This window comes from Streptomyces sp. bgisy100 (assembly GCF_057709105.1).
On the sequence record NZ_JBYITE010000002.1, the window covers coordinates 114,861 to 136,667 of the forward strand.

General features: G+C 72.7%; 19 protein-coding genes and 1 pseudogene. 3 read left to right on the forward strand and 17 right to left on the reverse strand.

Annotation, left to right across the window (positions count from 1 at the left end; translation table 11 throughout):
- Positions 1–195: 195 nt before the first annotated feature.
- A complete protein-coding gene (gene bldD, locus AC3EQ1_RS01975; protein ID WP_004948690.1) occupies positions 196–696 on the forward strand; it encodes a transcriptional regulator BldD in 501 nt (166 codons plus the stop codon).
- Between the two features lie 259 nt (positions 697–955).
- Here the strand turns inward: bldD and nusB are convergent, their stop codons facing one another.
- The 14 genes from nusB to AC3EQ1_RS02045 all read right to left on the reverse strand — a co-directional run bounded on the left by nusB (position 956) and on the right by AC3EQ1_RS02045 (position 14,894).
- Positions 956–1,384 carry a transcription antitermination factor NusB gene (gene nusB, locus AC3EQ1_RS01980; RefSeq protein ID WP_351509176.1) on the reverse strand — a complete coding sequence of 143 codons (429 nt, stop codon included), beginning with the start codon at positions 1,382–1,384 and terminating at the stop codon, positions 956–958.
- 2 nt (positions 1,385–1,386) lie between these two features.
- Entirely contained in the window at positions 1,387–1,953 is a 567-nt protein-coding gene (efp, locus tag AC3EQ1_RS01985; protein ID WP_351509178.1) for an elongation factor P, read from the reverse strand.
- Between the two features lie 62 nt (positions 1,954–2,015).
- Positions 2,016–3,119 (reverse strand): M24 family metallopeptidase, encoded by a 1,104-nt coding sequence (locus AC3EQ1_RS01990; protein WP_432092473.1) that lies wholly within the window; start codon positions 3,117–3,119, stop codon positions 2,016–2,018.
- 372 nt (positions 3,120–3,491) lie between these two features.
- Positions 3,492–4,433, reverse strand: coding sequence for an AAA family ATPase (locus AC3EQ1_RS01995; protein ID WP_432092474.1), 942 nt, complete (start codon positions 4,431–4,433; stop codon positions 3,492–3,494).
- A 266-nt stretch (positions 4,434–4,699) separates the two neighbouring features.
- Positions 4,700–5,140 (reverse strand): type II 3-dehydroquinate dehydratase, encoded by a 441-nt coding sequence (aroQ, locus tag AC3EQ1_RS02000; RefSeq protein WP_432092475.1) that lies wholly within the window; start codon positions 5,138–5,140, stop codon positions 4,700–4,702.
- The gene (gene aroB, locus AC3EQ1_RS02005) at positions 5,137–6,228 is read right to left on the reverse strand and encodes a 3-dehydroquinate synthase (RefSeq protein WP_432092476.1); all 1,092 of its coding nucleotides are present in this window, start codon (positions 6,226–6,228) and stop codon (positions 5,137–5,139) included. Before aroB ends, aroQ begins: the two co-directional genes overlap by 4 nt.
- Positions 6,225–6,749, reverse strand: coding sequence for a shikimate kinase (locus AC3EQ1_RS02010; RefSeq protein ID WP_432092628.1), 525 nt, complete (start codon positions 6,747–6,749; stop codon positions 6,225–6,227). The genes aroB and AC3EQ1_RS02010 overlap by 4 nt, the downstream gene beginning before the upstream one ends.
- A gap of 44 nt (positions 6,750–6,793) precedes the next feature.
- The gene (gene aroC, locus AC3EQ1_RS02015; RefSeq protein WP_388848214.1) at positions 6,794–7,978 is read right to left on the reverse strand and encodes a chorismate synthase; all 1,185 of its coding nucleotides are present in this window, start codon (positions 7,976–7,978) and stop codon (positions 6,794–6,796) included.
- Positions 7,979–8,180: 202 nt separating this feature from the next.
- The gene (locus AC3EQ1_RS02020) at positions 8,181–9,038 is read right to left on the reverse strand and encodes a shikimate dehydrogenase (RefSeq protein ID WP_432092477.1); all 858 of its coding nucleotides are present in this window, start codon (positions 9,036–9,038) and stop codon (positions 8,181–8,183) included.
- Positions 9,031–10,842, reverse strand: a complete 1,812-nt coding sequence (gene mltG / locus AC3EQ1_RS02025; protein ID WP_432092478.1) for an endolytic transglycosylase MltG — start codon at positions 10,840–10,842, stop codon at positions 9,031–9,033. The genes AC3EQ1_RS02020 and mltG overlap by 8 nt, the downstream gene beginning before the upstream one ends.
- A 120-nt stretch (positions 10,843–10,962) precedes the next feature.
- A complete protein-coding gene (gene ruvX, locus AC3EQ1_RS02030; RefSeq protein ID WP_351509374.1) occupies positions 10,963–11,427 on the reverse strand; it encodes a Holliday junction resolvase RuvX in 465 nt (154 codons plus the stop codon).
- Positions 11,428–11,467: 40 nt separating this feature from the next.
- Positions 11,468–14,137: an alanine--tRNA ligase gene (alaS, locus tag AC3EQ1_RS02035; RefSeq protein ID WP_432092479.1), complete on the reverse strand. Its 2,670-nt coding sequence runs from the start codon at positions 14,135–14,137 to the stop codon at positions 11,468–11,470.
- Entirely contained in the window at positions 14,137–14,448 is a 312-nt protein-coding gene (locus AC3EQ1_RS02040) for a DUF6167 family protein (protein ID WP_351509197.1), read from the reverse strand. Before AC3EQ1_RS02040 ends, alaS begins: the two co-directional genes overlap by 1 nt.
- A gap of 5 nt (positions 14,449–14,453) precedes the next feature.
- On the reverse strand, positions 14,454–14,894 hold the full coding sequence (locus AC3EQ1_RS02045; RefSeq protein ID WP_432092480.1) for a DUF948 domain-containing protein: 441 nt from the start codon (positions 14,892–14,894) through the stop codon (positions 14,454–14,456).
- A 208-nt stretch (positions 14,895–15,102) separates the two neighbouring features.
- On the opposite strand from AC3EQ1_RS02045, the gene AC3EQ1_RS02050 reads away from it, so the two are divergent.
- Complete coding sequence (locus AC3EQ1_RS02050; RefSeq protein ID WP_432092481.1) at positions 15,103–17,367, forward strand: ATP-binding protein; 2,265 nt, start codon at positions 15,103–15,105, stop codon at positions 17,365–17,367.
- A 21-nt stretch (positions 17,368–17,388) separates the two neighbouring features.
- On the opposite strand, the gene rpsD is transcribed toward AC3EQ1_RS02050, so the two are convergent.
- Entirely contained in the window at positions 17,389–18,000 is a 612-nt protein-coding gene (gene rpsD / locus AC3EQ1_RS02055) for a 30S ribosomal protein S4 (RefSeq protein WP_351509204.1), read from the reverse strand.
- Between the two features lie 55 nt (positions 18,001–18,055).
- On the opposite strand from rpsD, the gene AC3EQ1_RS02060 reads away from it, so the two are divergent.
- The gene (locus AC3EQ1_RS02060; RefSeq protein WP_432092482.1) at positions 18,056–18,955 is read left to right on the forward strand and encodes a DUF2470 domain-containing protein; all 900 of its coding nucleotides are present in this window, start codon (positions 18,056–18,058) and stop codon (positions 18,953–18,955) included.
- Between the two features lie 729 nt (positions 18,956–19,684).
- On the opposite strand, the pseudogene AC3EQ1_RS02065 reads toward AC3EQ1_RS02060, so the two are convergent.
- Positions 19,685–21,037: pseudogene (locus AC3EQ1_RS02065) on the reverse strand (replication-associated recombination protein A); the annotation flags it as partial.
- 120 nt (positions 21,038–21,157) lie between these two features.
- Positions 21,158–21,799: a vitamin K epoxide reductase family protein gene (locus AC3EQ1_RS02070; protein WP_432092483.1), complete on the reverse strand. Its 642-nt coding sequence runs from the start codon at positions 21,797–21,799 to the stop codon at positions 21,158–21,160.
- Positions 21,800–21,807 lie beyond the last annotated feature (8 nt).

Below are 21,807 nucleotides of genomic sequence, written 5' to 3' on the forward strand. Positions count from 1 at the left end.
GGACTTTAAAGGACGTCGAAATTACGCCGCCCACGGTATCAGGGCCGAGGGAGGGGCTGGGAGGCGGCCTCCCGGAGCCGGCCCGGATCGCGGCCCGGACCCCGCCCGAGCTGCGGCCTGAACCATTCGGCTTGACGAGTGAGATTACGCTGCGTAACCTCACAGTGAGTTACCAGCCTTCGTCCGGGGAGCTATATGTCCAGCGAATACGCCAAACAGCTCGGGGCCAAGCTTCGCGCCATCCGCACCCAGCAGGGGCTCTCCCTGCACGGTGTCGAGGAGAAGTCTCAGGGCCGCTGGAAGGCCGTCGTCGTCGGTTCCTACGAGCGCGGTGACCGCGCGGTCACCGTGCAGCGCCTTGCCGAGCTGGCGGACTTCTACGGGGTGCCGGTGCAGGAGCTGCTGCCGGGAACCACGCCGGGCGGCGCCGCCGAGCCGCCGCCGAAGCTGGTACTGGACCTGGAGCGCCTGGCCCACGTGCCGGCCGAGAAGGCGGGCCCGCTGCAGCGCTACGCCGCCACGATCCAGAGCCAGCGAGGCGACTACAACGGCAAGGTCCTCTCGATCCGTCAGGACGACCTGCGCACGCTTGCCGTCATCTACGACCAGTCCCCCTCGGTGCTGACCGAGCAGCTCATCAGCTGGGGTGTGCTCGACGCCGACGCACGGCGTGCGGTGCAGCACGAGGACGCCTGACCCTCGTCGGTCACCGACCGGGCCCGCACGGGCCCGTCCAGCACCTCTGCAGAAACGTGCCGCCGCCGCGGGCGGAACCCTTATGGGTCCCGCTCCGGCGGCGGTTTCGCTTTTCCGGGGCGGTGCAGCTCGCTGTTGGTTCGCCTGCCGGCGGTTCATCCGGCTCCACCGCTCGCGGCCCCCACTCCCCCCAAAAAAATGCGACCGGGCCCGGAGCGCAGTGCGCTCCGGGCCTGGTGACGGCCGTACGGCGGCGGGGCTACGCCCTGCGCAGCGACGGCTTGAGCTCCTTGAGACGGCCCAGCAGGCCGTTCACAAAGGCCGGGGAGTCATCGGTGGAGAACTCCTTGGCGAGCTGCACCGCCTCGTCGATCACCACCGCGTCCGGGACCTCGTCCTCCCAGATCAGCTCGTGGGCGCCGAGCCGCAGAATGTTGCGGTCCACCACGGGCATCCGGTCGAGCGTCCAGCCGACCGCATAGGTGGCGATGAGTTCGTCGATCCGGTCCGCGTGCTCCGCGTACCCCTCGACCAGCTGCATCGTGTACTCGTTGACCGGCGGCTGCCGGTCGTCGGTCCGGGCCAGCCGCATCCAGTCCGCGAGCACGGTCTGCACGGACGTACCGCGCTGGTCGGACTCGAACAGGATCTGGAAGGCCCGTTTGCGGGCCTTGTTCCGGGCCGCCACGGTTACTTGTTCACCCGGCCGAGGTAATCGCCGGAACGGGTGTCGACCTTGATCTTCTCACCGGAGGTGATGAAGAGCGGGACAGCGATCTCGTAGCCGGTCTCCAGCCGGGCCGGCTTGCTGCCGCCGGTGGAGCGGTCACCCTGCACACCGGGCTCGGTGTACTCGATCACGAGCTCGACCGAGGCCGGGAGCTCGATGTAGAGCGGGGCGCCCTCGTACATGGCGACGACGGCCTCGAAGCCCTCGAGCAGGAAGCGGGCGGCGTCGCCCACGACCTCCGGCGTGATCTGGATCTGGTCGTAGGTCTCCGTGTCCATGAACACGAAGTCGCTGCCGTCCTTGTACGAGAACTGCATGCCGCGCTTGTCGACGTTGGCCGTTTCGACCTTCACGCCGGCGTTGAAGGTCTTGTCGACCACCTTGCCGGAGAGCACGTGCTTCAGCTTGGTGCGGACGAAGGCAGGGCCCTTGCCGGGCTTGACGTGCTGGAACTCGACAACGGACCAGAGCTGGCCCCCGTCGAGCTTGAGCACCATGCCGTTCTTGAGGTCGTTCGTGGATGCCACGGTTGCGGAATCTCCTGGACTGAAGCTGGTGGAACCAAAGGTGCGCGCCAGAACCCCGGGGCTCAGAGCGCGAGCAGCTCTTTGGTCGTGATGGTGAGTAGCTCGGGTCCGCCGTCCGCCTCGGGGCGGACGACGAGCGTGTCGTCGATCCGGACACCGCCCCGGCCCGGGAGGTGGACCCCCGGTTCGACGGTGACCGGCACACAAGCGTCCAGTTTACCCATGGCCGCGGGCGACAGCTCAGGGTCCTCGCGGTTTTCCAGTCCCACACCGTGTCCGGTCGACGGGGCGAGGTGCTCACCGTAACCGGCATCGAGCAGCATCTGCCGGGCCGCGCGGTCGACCTCGCAGTACGCGGCGCCTGGCGCGAGCGCCTCCCGTCCGGCCCGCTGAGCGGCGAAGACGAGGTCGTACAGCTCGATCTGCCAGGTCGCGGGGGTGCTGCCGATGACGAACGTCCGGCCCAGCTCGCTGCGGTAGCCGCGGTAGTTCGCGCCGAGGCAGACGCAGAGGAAGTCGCCCTCCTCGACGCGCCGGTCGGTGGGCAGGTGCCCGGCAGCGCCGGCGTGCGGCCCGGTGGCGACGGAGGTGGGAAAGGCCGGGCCGTCGGCACCGTGGTCGACCAGCCGGCGCTCCAGCTCCAGTGCGAGGTGCCGCTCGGTGCGCCCCACCAGGATCGACTCCAGCAGCTCCCCCAGCGCCTGGTCGGCGATCTCCGCCCCGATCCGCAGACAGGCGATCTCCTCGTCGTCCTTGATCAGCCGCTGCTGCTCCACGGCGGTGCCCAGATCGGTCAGCCGGAGCCGGGGCGCCACCGCCGCCAGGGCGCGGTGCCGCGCCACGGTGAGGTGGTGCTCCTCCAGCGCGAGGCTCTCGGCGCCCGCCGCGGCGGCGAGCCGTGCGGCGGCGACGGCGGCGTCCTCGCCGGGGGCGGGGAGCACGAGCAGCCGCAGGTCCTCGGTGACGCGGCCCTCGGCAGGGTCACCGGAGGGCGTGTCCGGGCAGAGCAGCACGTCCTCGGCGGGGCCCAGGAGCAGCGCCGCGGCGTGCGGCGCCCCACCGGCGAGGTAGCGCACGTTGGGGGGACGGGAGACGAGCACGGCGGCCCGGCCGACAGCGCACCGGTCGCGCAGCTTCGAGCGCCTGGCCGCGTGCACATCCGACATGATTCGAGCGTACGAGGAGACGGCGGCCCCGGCCGCTCCGGTGCGTCCGGACGGGCGGCACGGGCCCGGCCGCTCATGCGGAGGGGCGGAGCGGGGCCGAGCCGGTCGGGGCTGAGGATGCGGAGCGCGGCGGAGGCGGCCGGGCGGCGGAGGCGGATCGGGGGCCGAGCCGGGCTGAGCGGCGGAGCCGTCCGGGCGGAGCGGGCCCGAGCACGGCGAGGCCGGCCCCGCGGAACGCCGGCAGGCGGCGCGGACCGTCACGTACGGGGCCGTGCACGCGGTGCCGTCCCCGGCCCGGCCCCCGTCCCGTGCCGGCGGTGTCCGGGCCGCACCGAGCCCGGGGAGGACGGACCGCCCCGCCCCCGCCGTGGGCTACCAGCTCGGCGGGCTGGCGAGGCTCCGGGACAGGACGTCGTCCAGCAGGCGGGCCGTCGTGTCCACGTCGAGCTGGGAGTTGTCGATGATGGGCAGTCCCGAGCCGTACCAGCCGGCCATCTTGCCGTGGATCATGGCCACCTCCTCGTCGGAGAGCCTGCGGTTGCCGCTGCGCTCGGCGTTCCGCTCCAGGACGATCTCCAGGCCCGGCAGCAGGACGACCGGCAGGAGCCCGGGCCCCACATGCCGCTTCCAGCCGCCGAGGCCCACCGTGGGGCGGTCCGGGAAGACCGCGTCGTCGAGGATGCAGGAGATGCCGTTGGCGAGGAAGTTCCGGGCCGCGAAGCCGCAGGTGCGGCGGGCGAGACGGTACTGCGCCTCGGAGTTGTCGTTCCATCCGGACTGCGGGTCGGCGAAGCCGGAGCGGACCCATTCACGGACGTCGTCGAGGCTGATGTGCGCGGTCGGCACCCGGCGGGTGTCCGCCCAGTGGCGGGCCACCGTCGTCTTCCCGGCGCCGGCCGGACCTATGAGGAGGACCGCGACGGGCGCATGGGTCACATCGGCGACGGCGCTGCCGGCCGCCGGGCCGGGTATCGGCACCGGGGCGCCGGCGGGGAGCCGGATGTGCCCGGTGCTCTCGGGCGGCGGCACGGAGGCGTGCCGGGCCGGTGCCTGCGGTACCGGAGCGGGGGCCGCGGGCGGCTGCGGGACGGGCCCGCCGCCCGGCCAGCCCGGCTGCGGACCGGGCGCCGGATGGGGCGGCCCCTGCTCGGGGTGGGCCTGGCCCGGGTGCGGAGCGCCCGGATGGTGCGCACCCGGGTGCACCGGCCCGGCCTGCTCAGGGCCCTGCCCCGGCGGAACCGGCCCCCAGCCGGAGGCGGCAGGCGGGTGGGATCCGTGGGGCGGCGGCAGCGGAGCCCCCATCGTGTGCTGCATCCGCTGACTCTCCGTCTCGTGCAGGCAACTGGCGCGTGGTCGAGCGGCCTTGCGGGCCGCCCGGCCGGAACGCCGGGCGCAGAGCACCCGTGGATCCGGCCGGACGGACCGTGAACTGGTCGCCGGTGCCCCCGGTTTCCACCGGAAGCATCAGAACCGTACCCTCCCCGGCCGCTCGCCGGGTGAACGGCCGGGCACCCACGGGAGTGCCCGGACCTGCGGGCCGTCCGCCGGAACGAGCTCCCGGCCGCCGGACGGACGTGCCGTCAGCCGGACACTTCCTCCGCCAGCGCGCGCAGCGCCAGCCGGTACGAGCCGATGCCGAAGCCCGCGACGGTTCCCGAGGCGACGGCCGCGACGACCGAGGTGTGCCGGAACTCCTCGCGCGCGTACGGGTTCGAGATGTGCACCTCGACGAGCGGGGCGGTGCGCTGCGCCGCCGCGTCCCGCATCGCGTACGAATAGTGCGTGAAGGCGCCGGGGTTGAGCACCACGGGGACCGAGCCGTCCGCGGCCTCGTGCAGCCACCGGACCATCTCGCCCTCGTCGTTGGTCTCCCGCACCTCGACCGCGAAGCCCAGCTCCTTGCCGAGCCGCGAGCACTCCTCGACCAGCCCGGCGTAGGAGGTGGCGCCGTAGACGTCGGGCTCGCGGGAGCCCAGCCGGCCCAGGTTCGGGCCGTTGAGCACCAGTACCCGCCGGGTCACTTGGAGACCTCCGCGTAGGCGGCGGCCAGGACGGCCGGGTCCGGGCCCTCCAGGACGGTCGGCTTGCCGAGGCCGTCGAGGACGATGAAGCGCAGCAGGTCGCCGCGGGACTTCTTGTCGACCTTCATGGTCTCCAGCAGCTTGGGCCACTGGTCGCCGCGGTAGGCCAGCGGCAGTCCGACGGACTCCAGGACGGTGCGGTGCCGGTCGGCCGTGGCGTCGTCCAGGCGTCCGGCGAGACGGCCCAGCTCGGCCGCGAACACCATGCCGATGGAGACCGCCGCGCCGTGCCGCCAGTTGTAGCGCTCGTTCTTCTCGATCGCGTGCGCCAGGGTGTGGCCGTAGTTGAGGATCTCCCGCAGGCCGGACTCCTTGAGGTCGGAGGAGACCACGTCGGCCTTGACCCGGATCGACCGCTCGATGAGCTCGGCGGCGTGCGGGCCTCCGGGCGTACGGGCCGCGGCCGGGTCCTCCTCGATCAGGTCCAGGATCACCGGATCCGCGATGAACCCGGCCTTGATGATCTCGGCGAGCCCGCTGATGTAGTCGTTGACGGGCAGCGAGTCGAGGCTGGCGAGGTCGCACAGCACGCCGGACGGCGGGTGGAAGGCGCCGACCAGGTTCTTGCCCTCGGCGGTGTTGATGCCGGTCTTGCCGCCGACGGCGGCGTCGACCATGCCCAGCACCGTGGTCGGCACGGCGACCCAGCGCACCCCGCGCAGCCAGGTGGCCGCGACGAAGCCCGCGAGGTCGGTGGTGGCCCCGCCGCCGACGCCGACGATCACATCGGTGCGGGTGAAGCCGGTCTGCCCGAGCGCCTTCCAGCAGTACGCGGCGACCTCGACGGTCTTGGACTCCTCGGCGTTGGGCAGCTGGATGGCGATGGCCTCGTAGCCCTGGTTCGCCAGATCCTCGCGCAGCGCCTCGCCGGTGGCCGCCAGCGCCTCGGGGTGCAGCACCGCGACCCGCTTGGCGCCCCGCCCGATGAGCCCGGGGAGCTCACCGAGCAGCTGACGGCCGACCAGCACCTCGTAGGGGTCCGTCCCCGCGGTGCCGCCGACCTGGATACGCGTGGGGGTCTCGCTCATGCCTTCTTCTCCTGGCTGGGGGTCCGGGGAGTGCCCTCCGCGGGCTGCCGCAACTCCAGTGCGTCGAGCACCGCTTCGGCGACCTCCTCGGGGGTGCGGTCGTCCGTGCCCACGACCACGCGGGCGACTTCGGTGTACAGCGGGCGGCGCCGCTCCATCAGCTCGCGCCAGGTCTGCCGCGGATTGACGGCGAGCAGCGGGCGGGGGGCGTTGAGACCGACGCGCTTGACGGCCTCGCTCACCCCCACGTCGAGGAAGACGACGGGCAGTCCGGTGAGCAGGGCGCGCGTGCCCTCGTCCAGGACGGCGCCGCCGCCCAGTGCGAGGACGCCGCGGTGTTCGGCCACGGCCGTGCCGACGGCCGTCCGCTCCAGCGCGCGGAAGTGCGGCTCTCCGCTGTCGATGAAGATCTCCGGGATGGCGCGGCCCGCGGTCCGCTCGATGTCGTCGTCGGTGTCGCGGTAGCCGAGGCCGAGCCGGTCCGCGAGGATCCGGCCGACGGTCGACTTCCCGACGCCCATGGGGCCGACCAGGACGACGGCCGGGCCCGGCGCCGCGGTCCCGCTCACCGGATCGCCAGGTGGTCGAGGAAGTTCTGGACATTGCGGCGGGTCTCGGTCACCGAGTCGCCGCCGAACTTCTCCGCCACCGCGTCGGCCAGGACCAGGGCCACCATCGCCTCGGCGACGATGCCCGCCGCCGGGACGGCGCAGACGTCCGAGCGCTGGTGGTGGGCCTGGGTGGCCTCACCGGTGGCGACGTCGACGGTGGCCAGCGCCCGCGGCACGGTGGCGATGGGCTTCATCGCCGCCCGGACCCGCAGCAGTTCGCCGGTGGTCAGGCCGCCCTCGGTGCCGCCGGAGCGGCCCGTGGTGCGCCGGATGCCGTCCTCGGTGCCGACGATCTCGTCGTGGGCCTGGGAGCCGGGGACGCGCGCCAGGTCGAAGCCGTCGCCGACCTCGACGCCCTTGATGGCCTGGATGCCCATCAGCGCGCCGGCCAGCCGGGCGTCGAGCCGGCGGTCCCAGTGCACGTGCGAGCCCAGGCCGACGGGAACGCCGTAGGCCAGCACCTCGACGACGCCGCCGAGGGTGTCACCGTCCTTGTGGGCCTGGTCGATCTCGGCGACCATCGCCTCGCTCGCGGCCGCGTCGAGGCAGCGCACCGGGTCGGCGTCCAGCTTCTCCACGTCGGCGGGGACCGGCAGCACGCCGTAGGGGGCCTTGGCCGCGGCCAGCTCCACGACATGGCTGACGATCTCGATGCCCGCGGTCTCCTTGAGGTAGGACCGGGCGACCGTGCCGAGGGCGACGCGGGCGGCGGTCTCCCGGGCGGAGGCCCGCTCCAGGATGGGCCGCGCCTCGTCGAAGCCGTACTTCTGCATGCCCGCCAGGTCGGCGTGGCCGGGACGGGGCCGGGTGAGCGGGGCGTTGCGGGCCAGCTCCGCGAGCTCGGCGGGGTCGACCGGGTCGGCCGCCATGACCTTCTCCCACTTGGGCCACTCGGTGTTGCCCACCATGACCGCGACCGGGGAACCGAGGGTGAGGCCGTGCCGGACACCGCCGATGAACGTGACCTCGTCGCGCTCGAACTTCATCCGCGCGCCGCGCCCATAGCCGAGCCGCCGCCGGGCCAGCGCGTCCGCCACCATCTCCGTGGTGATCGGTACGCCGGCGGGGAGACCCTCCAGTGTCGCGACGAGTGCGGGGCCGTGCGACTCCCCCGCGGTCAGCCAGCGCAACCTGCTCAACGATGCTCCTCATGCCCGTGCCTCGGTGTGCGGCGCGGCCGGGGGCGGCTCACCCAGCGTGGCTGGTGGTACCCGGTCCCCGGTACGCCACCTCCGATCCTCCCACGTCGGCGGCCCCGGGCCGGACGCCGGTCCACCAGGCGGACCACGGGTGACCACCGGCACGACCCGGCACCCGGGCCCCGGACGGAGGCGGAACGGTTCAGTCCCCGGGGGTCTCCGGCCGGGCGGCAAGGGCCTGCTCCCCGGCGGCGCGCATCGCGGCCAGCGGCGCCGGCACCTGGCCCGTCATCCGCTGGACCTGGAGAACGGCCTGGTGGACGAGGAGGTCCAGGCCGCCGACGACCTCGCCGCCGCGGGCCGACCAAGAAGCGGCGAGCGCGGTCGGCCAGGGCTCGTAGAGCACGTCGAACAGGGTGCCGGGACGGTCGGGTACGGCCGCGGCCAGGGCGTCGGTGGCACCGGCCGGGGTGGTGGCCACGACCAGCGGCGCACCGAGGCCCTCGGCCGCGCGGGACCAGTCCGCCGTCCGCAGGTCCACGCCCAGCCGCTCGCCCCAGCGCCGCATCTCGGCCGCCCGGGCCTCGCTGCGCACATACGCGGTGACCTCGCCGAGGCAGATCCGGGAGAGCGCCGCGAGCGCGGAGGAGGCGGTGGCTCCGGCGCCGAGCACCGACGCCCGCTCCACCTTCTCCACCCCGTGTTCGCGCAACGCCGCCAGCATGCCGGGGATGTCGGTGTTGTCGCCGTGCCGACGGCCGTCCGCGCCGAAGACCACCGTGTTGACGGCCTCGACGGAGGCGGCCGTCTCACTGATGTCGTCCAGCAGCGGGATGACCACCCGCTTGAGCGGCATGGTCAGGGACAGCCCGGCCCAGTCGCCCTCCGGGAGCTCGTCCAGGAAGGCGGCGAGCCCGAGCTCGGCCACCTCGAAGCGGTCGTACGTCCAGCCGTCGAGGCCCAGGGCCTCGTAGGCGGCACGGTGCAGGACCGGGGAGAGCGAGTGCGCGACCGGCGAGCCGAGGACCGCGGCGCGCCGGCCCGTCGGACGGTCAGCCACGGCCGGCCGCCTTGTCCTCGCGCCGGCTCTGGTTGAACTCCTCGACCAGCCGGTTGTGTTCCTCCAGTGTGCTGGCGAACTTCGTCTTCCCCTTGATGGCGACGAAGTAGTACCAGTCGCCGGACTCGGGGTTGAGCGCCGCGTTCAGGGCCTCGATCCCGGGGTTCCCGATCGGACCGGGCGTCAGACCCTTGTAGAAGTAGGTGTTGTACGGGTCGTCGTACCTGCGGAGCTCCGCGGGGTCCAGGTCGAGCTTGCTCTGGCCCTTCAGGTAGTTGTAGGTGGAGTCGAACTCCAGCCGCCCGTTGGTCTCGGTGTTGCCCGGCTTCAGCCGGTTGTAGACCACGCGCGACATCTTGCGGAAGTCGGCGTCGGTCTTGCCCTCGGCCTGGACCAGGCTGGCCACGGTGACGACGTCCAGCGGCGACTTGAGCCCCAGCTTCCGGGCGTCGCCCGCCAGGTCGTGCTTGGCGTACTCCTTCTTGGCGCGGCTCACCATCTGCCGCAGCACGTCCACCGGCTCGGTGCCCTCGGCCGCGCTGTACCGGGAGGGGTAGAGGAAGCCTTCGAGGGGGTCCTTGATGTCCGGGTCGTCGTCGGCCCACTCGGGGAGTCCGAGCTTGTCGGCCTGCTTCGCGGCGACCTTCTTGGTGGTACCGGCCGGCACGTCGAGCTTCTTGTCGACGGCCGCGTAGATCGCGGGGGCCCGGCTGCCCTCGGGGACGATGAGCGCGTTGAAGCTCGCCGGGTCCGTCATCATCTTCACGGCTTCGGAGCCGGACATCTTCTTGTGCAGCACGTAGACGCCGGGCTGGATGTGATTGCCCTTGGGGTTCCCCTCCTGCGCCTCGACGAAGGCGCCGGCGCTCTTCACGACACCCGCCTTCTGCAGGATGCCGCCCATCTCCTGGCCGAGCGCGCCCTCCGGGATCTCGACCTGCACCGTGCCGGTGCCCTGGCCCGAGTAGTCCGGTGCCGGGCCGAAGTGCTCCTGCCAGAAGTCGTAGCCCAGATAGCCGACGCCGCCGAGCACGCCCACCAGGATCACCCCGGTGAGCAGGCAGGCCGTCCCGCTGCGGCGTTTGGGACGGTCACGGCGGTCGGGGTCCTCGGAGTCCGCGTCACCGGGCTCGTCGTCGCCCTCGACGTACCGGCCCCGGCCGCGCTCCCGGCCCTCCTGCCCGGCGAAGAACGGGTGCTCCTCCCGCGGCTCGGGCGCCGGCTCGGCGTCCGGTCCGGGCTCCGCCGCGGTGTCCGGCCCCGGGCCGTCGGCTCGCTGGGGCTCCAGGGACTGGGTATCGAACGGCTGGGTCTCGTGCGGCTGTCCCGGGTACTGCTGAGGCCCGCCGTACTGCTCCTCCGGGTACGGCTGCCCGTCCGGGTACGGCCGGCCGGGGTGCCCCGGCTCCCCGTAGGGCGGCCGCCCCGGGTGACCGGGCTGCTGCGGTGGCGGGTAGGCGCCGGGAGTGCCGTAGAGATCGGGGCGCTCGCCCGGGTACGGGCCGGACGGCGCGGGGCCGTACGGGTCACCCTGGTCGCCGCCGTAGGCCATGCCCGTCGTCCGCGCCGGGTCCCACCCGTACTGCTGATCGCCGTACGGCTGCTGGGCGTACTGCTGCTGCCCCGCGCCCTGACCGTACTGCTGCGCGCCGTCGTCCCACTGCGGCTGCTGCTGGTAGTGCTGCCCGCCGTCGTACGGCCCCGGGGCACCGCCCTGGGGCTGCTGCCCGTTCCACCCGTCCCCGTACAGCGGGTCGTCGGGGTGCCAGGGTTCGGAGCCTGGGCCCCGGCCGTACTCAGTCATCGATCCCCTTGCGCCGCGAGACGGCTCCCGGTGCGCCTTCTGCGCGGGCGTCCGGTCCGCCTCTTATCCGTGGCGGCCATGGAGCGCCGCCGCGTCGCGCGGAACGTTACCGTATCGCGATCAGATGACCACTTCGACGCCCTCCCCCGGGGCCTCACCCGAGGTCCGCTCGGTCTCCAGCGCGTTCTGCAGGATGATCACGGCGGCGGCCTGGTCGACGACCTTGCGGCCCTTCTTGGAGCTGACGCCCGAGGCCCGGAGCCCCTGGGCGGCCGTCACCGTGGTCATCCGCTCGTCCACCAGGCGTACCGCCACCGGGGCGATCCGCCGCGCCAGGTCCTGGGCGAAGGCTCTGACCTTGGCGGCGGCCGGGCCCTCCCCGCCGCTGAGCGAACGGGGAAGGCCCACCACGACCTCGATCGGCTCGTACTCCTCTACGATCGCCGCGAGCCGCCGCTGGGCGGCCGGGATGTCGCGCCCCGGAACGGTCTCCACCGGGGTGGCGAGGACCCCGTCGGGGTCGCACGAGGCGACCCCGATCCGGGCGTCCCCGACATCGACGGCGATCCGCCGGCCGCGGCGCATGGCCCGAGTCTCCGTCATGCCGCTTCCGCCACCCGTCCCGTCAGGCCTTCTCGGCGACGAGGCGCTCGACGGCGGCCACGGCGTCGTCGACGGCGGCCGGGTTCTGCCCACCGCCCTGGGCCACGTCCGGCTTGCCGCCGCCTCCGCCGCCGAGCGTCTTGGCAGCGGTGCGGACCAGGTCGCCGGCCTTCAGACCGCGCTCGCGGGCGGCCTCGTTGGTGGCGATCACGGTCAGCGGGCGGCCGTTCGCCACGGTGAACAGGGCGACCACGGCCGGGCGGCCGCCGCTGATGCGCTGCCGCACGTCGAGGACGAGCTTGCGCAGGTCGTCCGCGCCGGTGCCGTCGGGCACCCGCCCGGCGGCCAGGGCCACGCCCCGGACGTCCTTGGCGCCCTCGGCGAGACCGGCGGCGGCCTGGAGGACCTTCTCCGCGCGGAACCGCTCGATCTCCTTCTCGGCGTCCTTGAGCTTGGCGAGCATCCCGGAGATCTTCTCCGGCAGCTCCTCCGGACGGCCCTTCACCAGGTCGGTGAGCCGGGAGACGACCGTGTGCTCGCGGGCGAGGAAGTTGTAGGCGTCGACGCCGACGAGGGCCTCGACCCGGCGCACACCGGAACCGATGGACGACTCACCGAGCAGCTTCACCAGCCCCAGCTGGGCGGTGTTGTGGACGTGGGTGCCGCCGCACAGCTCCTTGGAGAAGTCGCCGATGGTGACCACGCGGACGCGCTCGCCGTACTTCTCGCCGAACTCGGCGATGGCGCCCTGCTTCTTGGCGTCGGACATGCTCATCACCTCGGCGCTGACGTCGAGTTCGCGCGAGAGCACCTCGTTGATCCGCTGCTCGACATCGGTCAGGACGGTGCCGGGCACGGCGGCCGGCGAGCCGAAGTCGAAGCGGAAGCGGCCCGGGGCGTTCTCCGAACCGGCCTGCGCGGCGGTGGGCCCGAGGGCGTCCCGCAGCGCCTGGTGGGTGAGGTGGGTGGCGCTGTGGGCGCGGGCGATGGCCCGGCGGCGGGTGACGTCGATGTGGGCGTAGGCCGCGGAGCCGACCGTGACCTCGCCGACCTGGACGACGCCCTTGTGCACGCTGACGCCCGGCACCGGCTGCTGGACGTCGCGGATCTCCACCACGGCGCCCGTGTCCAGCTTGAGCCGCCCGGTGTCGGCCTGCTGGCCGCCGCCCTCGGCGTAGAACGGCGTGCGGTCCAGCACGACCTCGACCTCGTCGCCCTCGTGGGCGGCCGGGGAGGCGACGCCGTCCACCAGCAGGCCCACCACGGTGGACTCGCCCTCGGTGTCGGTGTAGCCGGTGAAGACGGTGGCACCGGAGCTGTCGGCCACCTCGCGGTAGGCGGACAGGTCGGCATGGCCCTGCTTCTTGGCCTTGGCGTCGGCCTTGGCGCGCTCCCGCTGCTCCTTCATCAGGCGCCGGAAGCCGTCCTCGTCCACGGTCAGGCCCTGCTCGGCGGCCATCTCCAGGGTGAGGTCGATCGGGAAGCCCCAGGTGTCGTGGAGCAGGAACGCCTTGTCGCCGGGGAGCACCGTGCCGCCCGCGGACTTGGTGTCGGAGACGGCGGTGTCCAGGATGTTGGTGCCGGTCTTGAGGGTCTTGAGGAAGGCGGCCTCCTCGCCCAGCGCGACCGTCTCGACGCGCTTGCGGTCCTCGAGAAGCTCCGGGTACTGCTCGCCCATGGTCCTGACGACCACGTCGACCAGCTCGCCGACGACCGGATCGGTGGCGCCCAGCAGACGCATGTTCCGGATGGCGCGGCGCATGATGCGGCGCAGGACGTAGCCGCGGCCCTCGTTGCCGGGGGTGACACCGTCGCCGATCAGCATCACGGAGGTGCGGATGTGGTCGGCGACGACGCGCAGCGACACGTCCGAGCCGTGGTCGTCGCCGTAGCGGACACCGGTGAGTTCGGTGGCCTTGTCCATGACCACGCGCAGGGTGTCGGTCTCGTACATGTTCCGCACGCCCTGCAGGATCATCGCCAGGCGCTCGAGGCCGAGGCCGGTGTCGATGTTCTTGCTGGGCAGCTCGCCGAGGATCGGGAAGCTGTCCTTGCCCGAGCCCTCGCCGCGCTCGTACTGCATGAAGACCAGGTTCCAGATCTCCACGTAGCGCTCGTCGTTGACGGCCGGGCCGCCCTCGACGCCGAACTCCGGGCCGCGGTCGTAGTTGATCTCGGAGCACGGTCCGCACGGGCCGGGCACGCCCATGGACCAGTAGTTCTCCTTCATCCCGAGCCGCTGGATGCGCTCGGCCGGGACGCCGATCACGTCGCGCCAGATCTGCTCGGCCTCGTCGTCGTCCCGGTAGACGGTGATCCACAGGCGCTCGGGGTCCAGGCCGTAGCCGCCGTCGGCCACCGAGGAGGTCAGCAGCTCCCAGGCGAACCTGATGGCGCCTTCCTTGAAGTAGTCGCCGAAGGAGAAGTTGCCGCACATCTGGAAGAACGTGCCGTGCCGGGTGGTCTTGCCGACCTCTTCGATGTCGGGCGTGCGGACACACTTCTGCACGCTCGTGGCGCGGTCGAAGGGGGGCTTCACCTCGCCCAGGAAGTAGGGCTTGAACGGCACCATGCCCGCCGGGACCAGCAGCAGCGTCGGGTCGTCCGCGATCAGCGACGCCGACGGCACGACGGTGTGCCCTCGCTGCTCGAAGAAGCGCAGCCAGCGGCGACGGATTTCAGCCGACTCCATCAGTGGTCCTCATTCCGGTTGTACGGGTTCTTCCGTCCCAGCGCCGCCGGCCGGCGGGGCGCGGGCAGTTCTCGGTGGTCGTCCCGGGACTCGATGCCCAGGGCGTCGTTCAGTTCGGTCTCGCGCTGCGCCATGCCGTCGCGGACATCGAGCGCGAACTCCTTGAGCCGGTGCCCCGCCTCGACGGCCTTGTCGGCCGCCTGGGCGGCGAGGCTCTCCGGAGTCAGGCTGCGGAGCTTGCGGTTGACCTTGGTGGTGGCCCACACGCCGGCGGCTGCGCCCGCGGTGAACCAGAAGGTGCGGCGGAACATATGCGTCAGGCCTTTCCGCCGCGGTTGCGCCGGCGCGCTCGCCGGGCCGACGGCACGGTGCGTCCTACGATCACGGTACGGCGGCTCTCCGGCGCCTGCGGATCCTTCCGGCCCATCGCCCGGCGCACGGCGTAGCCGAAGGAGGCGACCTTGACCAGCGGACCGCCGAAGGTGGATGCGACGGTCGAGGAGAGCGCCGAGGCGTTGGAGGTGACCTCCTGGACGTCGCTCGCGATGGCGTCGACCCGGTTGAGCTGGGTCTGCGCGGAGCGCACGGTCGCCGATGCCTCGCCGAGCAGCGGGACGGCCTGTTCGGAGACGTCCGCCACCAGTTTGGTGGTCGCTCTGAGCACCTGGGCGAGCCTCACCAGCACGACGGCGAGGAAGGACACCAGGATGGCCCAGAAGACGGCCACGAGGATCCCGGCCACCTCTCCACCGGACACAATGCACCGCTTCCCTGTTGGACGAATCCTGTGAACGATTCGGTCGCCGCCCGTCCCGGTCGCCCCCGGCCTGCGGGGACATGGGGCGGCAGATGTCGACCTTATCGCGCCGCACCCCCGGACCCGTACCGGGTTTACCCGCCGGTCGGACACCGGACGGCCCGGCCGATTGTACGGTCCGCACAGCTCCGAGTACGCTCCGTGTTCCATGCGACGCCCCTTGCGCCCCGGCAACGCCCTCGAACTCCCTCCCTCCCCCGGCAATCTCCCCGTCGAGCTGAACCGCTTCGTCGGCCGGAAGGCGGAACTGGCCGAACTCGGCCGTCGGCTGGACTGCTCCCGGCTGGTCACCGTCACGGGCGTGGGCGGGGTCGGGAAGACCCGCATCACCCTGCGCGCCGCGCACCTGATGCAGGAACGCTTCCTCGACGGGGCCTGGCTGGTGGACCTGTCCAGCCTGCACGAACCGGATCTGCTGGAGCACGCGTTCACCGAGGGGCTGGGCCTCGCCGACCATCTGGGGCGCCGGCCGCGCAGAGCGCTCGCCGAGCAACTGGCGGAACGGCGGCTGCTGATCGTCCTGGACGGCTTCGAGCACATCGTGGAGGAGTGCGCCTCCCTCGTCCGCGAGCTGCTGTGCCGGGTGCCCGGCCTGCAGGTGCTGGCGGCGGGCCGGCGGCTGCTCGGCCTGCCGGGCGAGCAGGCGGTCCCACTGTCCCCGATGCCCGCGCCGGCGCCGGCCCGCTCCCCCCGGGGGCCGCGGGCGCTCGTCGGGGACGCCGCGGTGCTGCTCGCCGACCGCGCCTCGGCGGTGCTGCCGGGATTCACGATCACCGACGACAACCGCTGGGCCGTGGCGGAGCTCTGCCACCGGCTCGACGGGATCCCGCTCGCGCTGGAGCTGGCCGCCGGACGGCTGCGCGCCCTCTCCGTGGATCAGCTGCTGCACCGGCTCGACGACCGCTTCCGGCTGCTCACCGGCGGCAGCCGCGGCGCGCTGCCCCGCCACCAGACGCTGCGGACGGCCATCGGCTGGAGCCATGAGCTGTGCACCCCCCGGGAGCGGCTGCTGTGGGCGCGGCTGTCGGTCTTCGCGGGCCACTTCGACCTGGAGGCCGTGGAATACGTCTGCTCGGGGCCGGACCTGCCCGCGGACGATGTGCTCGACGTGGTGACCGAGTTGGTGGCGCAGTCGGTGGTGGTGTGCGAGGACGCCCCGGGCGGCACCCCGCCCGCCGGAGACTCCGCGGGGGCGCACGTCCGCTACCGGATGCTGGACACCGTACGGGCCTACGGCGCGTGCTGGCTCGACGCGCTGGACGACACCGCCCGGATGCGGCGCCGGCACCGCGACTGGTACATGGGCCTGGCCACCTGGTGCGAACTGGACTGGTTCAGTCCGCGGCAGGCCGAGGTGGCCGCACGGATCGACACCGAGCTGCCCAATCTGCGGGTGGCCCTGGAGTTCAGCCTGGAGGGCGGCGAGGAGGCGCACATCGGGCAGTACCTCGCGGGCACCCTGTGGTTCTTCTGGATCGGCTGCGGCCGGCTCGCGGAGGGCCGGCACTGGCTGGACCGGGCGCTGGAGCTGGACGGCGACAACGACGAGGCACGGCTGAAGGCGCTGTGGGTCGCCGGCTACGTGGCGGTGCTGCAGGGCGACACGGTCGGGGCGATCGCGGCGCTCCGGGAGTGCAGCGAGGAGGCGGAGCGCGCCGGCAGCGCCCTGGCCGCGGCCTGCGCGCTGCACCGCACCGGCTGCCTTGCGCTGGTCTCCGACGACATGCCGCGCGCGGAACAGCTGATCCGCTCGGCGCTGGAGCGGTACCGGGAGATCGGCGAGCTGAACAGCAACGTCCTGACCGGGCAGGTCGAACTGGCCATGGCGCTGGCCTTCCAGGGCGACCTGTCCGGCGCGGTCGCGCTGTGCGAGAGCGTGCGGGAGATCTGCGAGGAGCACGGGGAGCGCTGGACGCTCTCCTACGCGCTGTACGTGCTGGGCTTCGCCGCCTGGACCCGGGGAGACGCCCGGGAGGCCCGCAAGCTGCTGGAGGAGTCCCTCGCCATCCATCACGCCTTCCACGACCTGGTCGGCACGGTGCTCACCTTGGAGCTGCTCGCGTTGCTCACCGCGTGCGAGGGCGCCCCGGAGGAGGCGGCCGTGCTGCAGGGGGCCGCCGGGCACCTCTGGCGGTCGGTGGGGCTGCCGCGGTTCGGCTCGCAGAGCTTCGACACCCCGCACCAGCTGTGCGAGCGGCGGACCCGCGAGGAGCTGGGCGGGGAGCGGTACGAGGAGTGCCTGCGCGAGGGGGCCCGGCTCGATCTGGACGGAGCCGCGCTGCGAGCGCTGCGGGGCGCGGGGCGCGCCGCGCCGCTGCCGGGACCGCGCGGTGAGCTGCCGACGGTGGAACCGGCCGCCACGCACGAACCCGCCGCCTCCCCCACCGCGAGCGGCGGGGAGACGGCGGGCTGAGTGGCGCCTACTGCGTCCGCGTCAGCGTGCGTAGTACTCGACGACCAGCTGCTCGTCGCAGATCACCGGGATCTCCTTGCGGTTCGGGTCCCGGTCGAGCCGGAAGGCGAGCGCCTTCAGGTTGACCTGCAGGTAACGGGGGGTCTCACCCTCCGTGTCGTAGCCGCCCTCGCGCGCAACCTGGAACGGGTGCTTCTCACGGCTGCGCTCGCGGACCATGACGACGTCGTCCGGGCTCACCCGGAAGGACGGCTTGTCGACCTTGCGGCCGTTGACCTCGATGTGGCCGTGAACGACCATCTGGCGGGCCTGGTAGATCGTGCGGGCGATTCCCGACCGCAGGACGAGCGCGTCCAGACGGCGCTCAAGCTCGATGATCAGGGCTTCGCCCGTCTTGCCTTCGACCTTCCGAGCGCGGTCGTAGGCACGGGCCATCTGACGCTCACTGATGTCGTACTGAGCGCGCAGACGCTGCTTCTCCAGCAGACGGACCTTGTAGTCACTGTTCTGCTTCCGCCCACGACCGTGCTCGCCGGGCGGGTAGGGACGGGCCTCGAAGTACTTGACTGCCTTCGGCGTCAGGGCGATGCCGAGTGCACGCGACTTCTTGACCTTGGGACGCGACTGGTTCACGTGAACCGAACCTCCGTGTAAGTTAGGTGAGGCTTACCTTAGCGGAGGAGAACGCATGTTTCGACCTGGGAGCCCCCTGCCCGGCACCGGCCGCGCTGCGGAATCAGCAGCGGACAGCGCTCGGGTGGGTCAGCCGCGCCCCTTGGACGACACCCGGCAGCCGACGGCTGCCGAGCGTGTACGAACCCTCGTGGAGTCGGACGCCTCGGCCGCATTGTGCATTCCGGGTGCGGACCTCGACGAACTGGGCGCCGCGGCGCCCGCAGCCCGTACCGTCACACCGGACGGAGACGTGCTGTTGCTGGTGCGTGGAGACTCCCCCACGGCTCGCGCCGCGGCCCACGCACAGGACGACGAGCTGACAGCAGTGATCGAAATTACTGATGTCGCGCCGGTCGCCGTACCCCATCGTATCCGGGGCCGCGGGTGGATTGCCGGGTGGCTGGCTCCTGTACCCGACGAAGAGCGCCCCGCGTGCGCGATGCTGCTGGCGAAACGGCACCCCGTGGGCGAGATCCTGGGCCTCGACGAAGCCCGGAAAAACGCTCTGACCAGCGATGATACCGTCCGGCCCGACTGGCTGCTGCTGCGGCTGGAGGTCGGTGAGGCATGTGTCGAAGACCTCTGGGGATCCGAGTCCGTCGAGCCGGACGATCTTGCCTCGGCGCACGCGGATCCGCTGGTCGGACACGAGACCGAACTGCTCCAGCACCTCGCCTCGGCCCACTCGGACCAGGTCCGCGGTCTGTGCACGCTGCTCGGGGACCGGATGTGCGGGGTCGGCGACCGGGCCGTACCGGTCTCCCTGGACCGCTTCGGGCTGCGGGTCCGCTTCACGGACGAGGACGACCACTCCTTCGACGCGCGCTTCGACTTCCCGGAGCCCGTGAGCGACGTCGTGGGGCTGCGCCGCGCGATGCACACGCTCTTCGAGGCGGCGCTCGAAAGCGAGTGACCGCCCGGGGCGGATCCGCCGGGGCAGGCACACGCTCTTCGAGGCGGCGCTCGAAAGCGAGTGACCGCCCGGGGCGGATCCGCCGGGGCAGTTCCGCGTGCCTGCCCGGAGCAGGTCCGCGGTGGCCACGCGGCGGCGGCCCGGGGTGGCTGCGCGGCAACGGCCCGGGGTGGCCACGCGGCGGCGGCCCGGGGTGGCTGCGCGGCAACGGCCCGGGGCGGCTGCCCGGCGCCGGGTGAGCGATGACGGATGAGCGGTGACCTTCACGGGCGCCGGGACACGGGGACGCCTCAGTCGCCGCCGGGGCCCGGGGGCGCCTCAGCCGGCCTCCTGGTCGCCTTGCGCGGTCGCCCGGCCGTCCCCGTCGGAGGCGCCACCACCCGGCTGCGAGGCGGGCTCCTGCGCGGCCTCGCGGCTCGGGGAGCCAGGCTCCCCCGCGGCCTCCCTGCCCGGTTCCTCCGCGGTCGCGGGGGCCGGCTCTTCGGTGAGCGACGACGCCGCCGGCTCAGGGGACGCATCCGGCCGGGAGCCGGGACGCGTCGGACCGGGGCCCTTTGACCCGGAGTCCACCGCCGCCCCCTGCTCCTGCTTCGGCGCCTTCGCGGGCCGCTCCGCCTGCTGCGGCGCCTTCACTACGGACTGCTGCGCCGCGGACTGCTGGGCCGCGGGCTGCTGGGCCGCGGGCTGCTGGGCCGGCTTCGCGGGCTGCCGCGGCGGGTCCGCCGGGCGCGGCTGCTCGCCGCGCAGCCGGCTGCGCACCCGCTCCGCGACGTCCGCGTACCGCGCCTCGGCGCCGTAGCGCGTCGGCTCGTAGTAGCGCTTGCCGTGCACCGCGTCGGGTGCGTACTGCTGGGCCGCGATACCGCCCGGCACATCGTGCGGGTACACATAGCCCTGGGCGTGGCCCAGCTTCTTGGCGCCCTGGTAGTGGCCGTCCCGCAGGTGCGCGGGCACCGGGCCCGCCAGTCCCGCCCGGACGTCCGCCAGGGCGGCGCCGATCGCCGTGGTGGCGGCGTTGGACTTCGGGGCCAGCGCGAGGGCGATGGTGGCGTGGCTGAGCGTGAGCGCGGCCTCCGGGAAGCCGATCATGGCCACCGCCTGCGCGGCGGCCACCGCGGTCTGCAGCGCCGTCGGGTCGGCCATCCCGATGTCCTCGCTGGCCGAGATCATCAGCCGCCGCGCGATGAACCGCGGGTCCTCCCCCGCCTCGATCATCCGCGCCAGGTAGTGCAGCGCGGCGTCCACGTCCGAGCCGCGGATGGACTTGATCAGCGCGCTGGCGACGTCGTAGTGCTGGTCGCCGTTGCGGTCGTACTTCACCGCCGCCCGGTCGACGGCTTCCTCCAGGGACTGCAGGGTGACCTCGTCCTCGCCCTTCGCGAGGGCGGAGCCGGCCCCGGCCTCCAGCGCTGTGAGCGCCCGCCGGGCGTCACCGCCCGCGATCCGCAGCAGATGTCCCTCGGCGTCCTCCGGGAGCCGCACCGCACCGCCCAGGCCGCGCTCGTCGGTGAGCGCCCGGTGGACGAGCCCGCGCAGGTCGTCGTCGGTGAGCGGCTCCAGGGTGAGCAGCAGCGAGCGGGACAGCAGCGGGGAGATGACCGAGAAGTACGGGTTCTCGGTGGTGGCGGCGATCAGGGTGACCCAGCGGTTCTCCACCGCGGGCAGCAGGGAGTCCTGCTGGGCCTTGCTGAAGCGGTGGATCTCGTCGAGGAAGAGGACGGTCTCCTTGCCGTATCCGCCCGAGGCGCGGCGCGCGCCGTCGATGACCGCCCGCACCTCCTTGACCCCGGCGGTGATCGCGGAGAGCTCCACGAAGCGCTTGTTGGTGGCCTGGCTGACGACGTAGGCGAGGGTCGTCTTACCGGTGCCGGGCGGCCCCCAGAGGATCACCGAGGACGGCCCCGCGGGCCCGCCGCCGCCCTCGCCGACGAGTCTGCGCAGCGGTGAGCCGGGCCGCAGCAGATGCTGCTGCCCGACGACTTCGTCGAGGGTGCGGGGACGCATCCGCACGGCCAGCGGGCTGCTGGCCGGATCCTTCTCTCGGCGGTCCTCTTCGGCGGCGGTGAACAGGTCGGGCTCCACGTCGGGAAGCCTATGACACCCCACTGACAGTGCCCCGGGCGCGGAGCCCGGGGCACTGTCAGTGAGATGTCACCGCCGGATCGAGCGGGGAACCGGCGGCGCGATGCCCGTAGCCGGTGGTCACCCGACGAAGACGCTCCACCAGCGGGTCAGGACGAGCATGCCGATGATGCCGATCCAGAGCACTGGCGGCACCCAGTGGAACTCCAGCAGGCCGTTGCGCAGGCCCTCCGGCGCCGGGAGGAACCGGTTTCGGATGTTGTGCAGCGTGACGTAGCAGAACATCACGATGGTGGCGACCCAGGCGAGGCAGCACCACACGCAGAGCGAGCCGATGACGTACAGCGACTGGTACTGCAGCCAGGTGCAGAATCCGACGCCGAAGAGCGTCCCGGCGTTCAGCCCGAGCCAGAACCAACGCGGGTAGCGGGCCCCCGCGACCAGCCCCATGCCGATGGCGATCACCATGCCGTAGGTGACCAGGCCGAGCATCGGGTTGGGGAAGCCGAAGGCCGAGGCCTGATCGCTCTCCATGATGCTGCCGCAGGAGACAATCGAGTTGAAGTTGCACCCGGGCTGGAACTCCGGGTTCTTCAAGAGCTCAATCTTGTCGAGCGTGACGACCCACGCCGCGAGCAGTCCGGCGGCGCCGGTGATCACCAGCAGCCAGGCGAGGGCGCGGCTGCTGCCGACCGCTCCCCCGCTGGGGTGCTCCGGGTCGTGCTCGTCGGTGGACACGTCGTCAACCACTGTCGTCGCCATATCGCCGT

Coding starts and splice junctions, on each gene's coding strand:
- bldD (WP_004948690.1), top strand. CDS start 196: ATGTCCAGCGAATACGCCAAACAGCTCGGGGCCAAGCTTCGCGCCATC.
- AC3EQ1_RS01990 (WP_432092473.1), bottom strand. CDS start 3,119: ATGTCGGATGTGCACGCGGCCAGGCGCTCGAAGCTGCGCGACCGGTGC.
- AC3EQ1_RS01995 (WP_432092474.1), bottom strand. CDS start 4,433: ATGCAGCACACGATGGGGGCTCCGCTGCCGCCGCCCCACGGATCCCAC.
- aroB (WP_432092476.1), bottom strand. CDS start 6,228: ATGAGCGAGACCCCCACGCGTATCCAGGTCGGCGGCACCGCGGGGACG.
- AC3EQ1_RS02010 (WP_432092628.1), bottom strand. CDS start 6,749: ATGGGCGTCGGGAAGTCGACCGTCGGCCGGATCCTCGCGGACCGGCTC.
- mltG (WP_432092478.1), bottom strand. CDS start 10,842: ATGACTGAGTACGGCCGGGGCCCAGGCTCCGAACCCTGGCACCCCGAC.
- ruvX (WP_351509374.1), bottom strand. CDS start 11,427: ATGCGCCGCGGCCGGCGGATCGCCGTCGATGTCGGGGACGCCCGGATC.
- alaS (WP_432092479.1), bottom strand. CDS start 14,137: ATGGAGTCGGCTGAAATCCGTCGCCGCTGGCTGCGCTTCTTCGAGCAG.
- AC3EQ1_RS02040 (WP_351509197.1), bottom strand. CDS start 14,448: ATGTTCCGCCGCACCTTCTGGTTCACCGCGGGCGCAGCCGCCGGCGTG.
- AC3EQ1_RS02050 (WP_432092481.1), top strand. CDS start 15,103: ATGCGACGCCCCTTGCGCCCCGGCAACGCCCTCGAACTCCCTCCCTCC.
- AC3EQ1_RS02060 (WP_432092482.1), top strand. CDS start 18,056: ATGTTTCGACCTGGGAGCCCCCTGCCCGGCACCGGCCGCGCTGCGGAA.
- AC3EQ1_RS02070 (WP_432092483.1), bottom strand. CDS start 21,799: ATGGCGACGACAGTGGTTGACGACGTGTCCACCGACGAGCACGACCCG.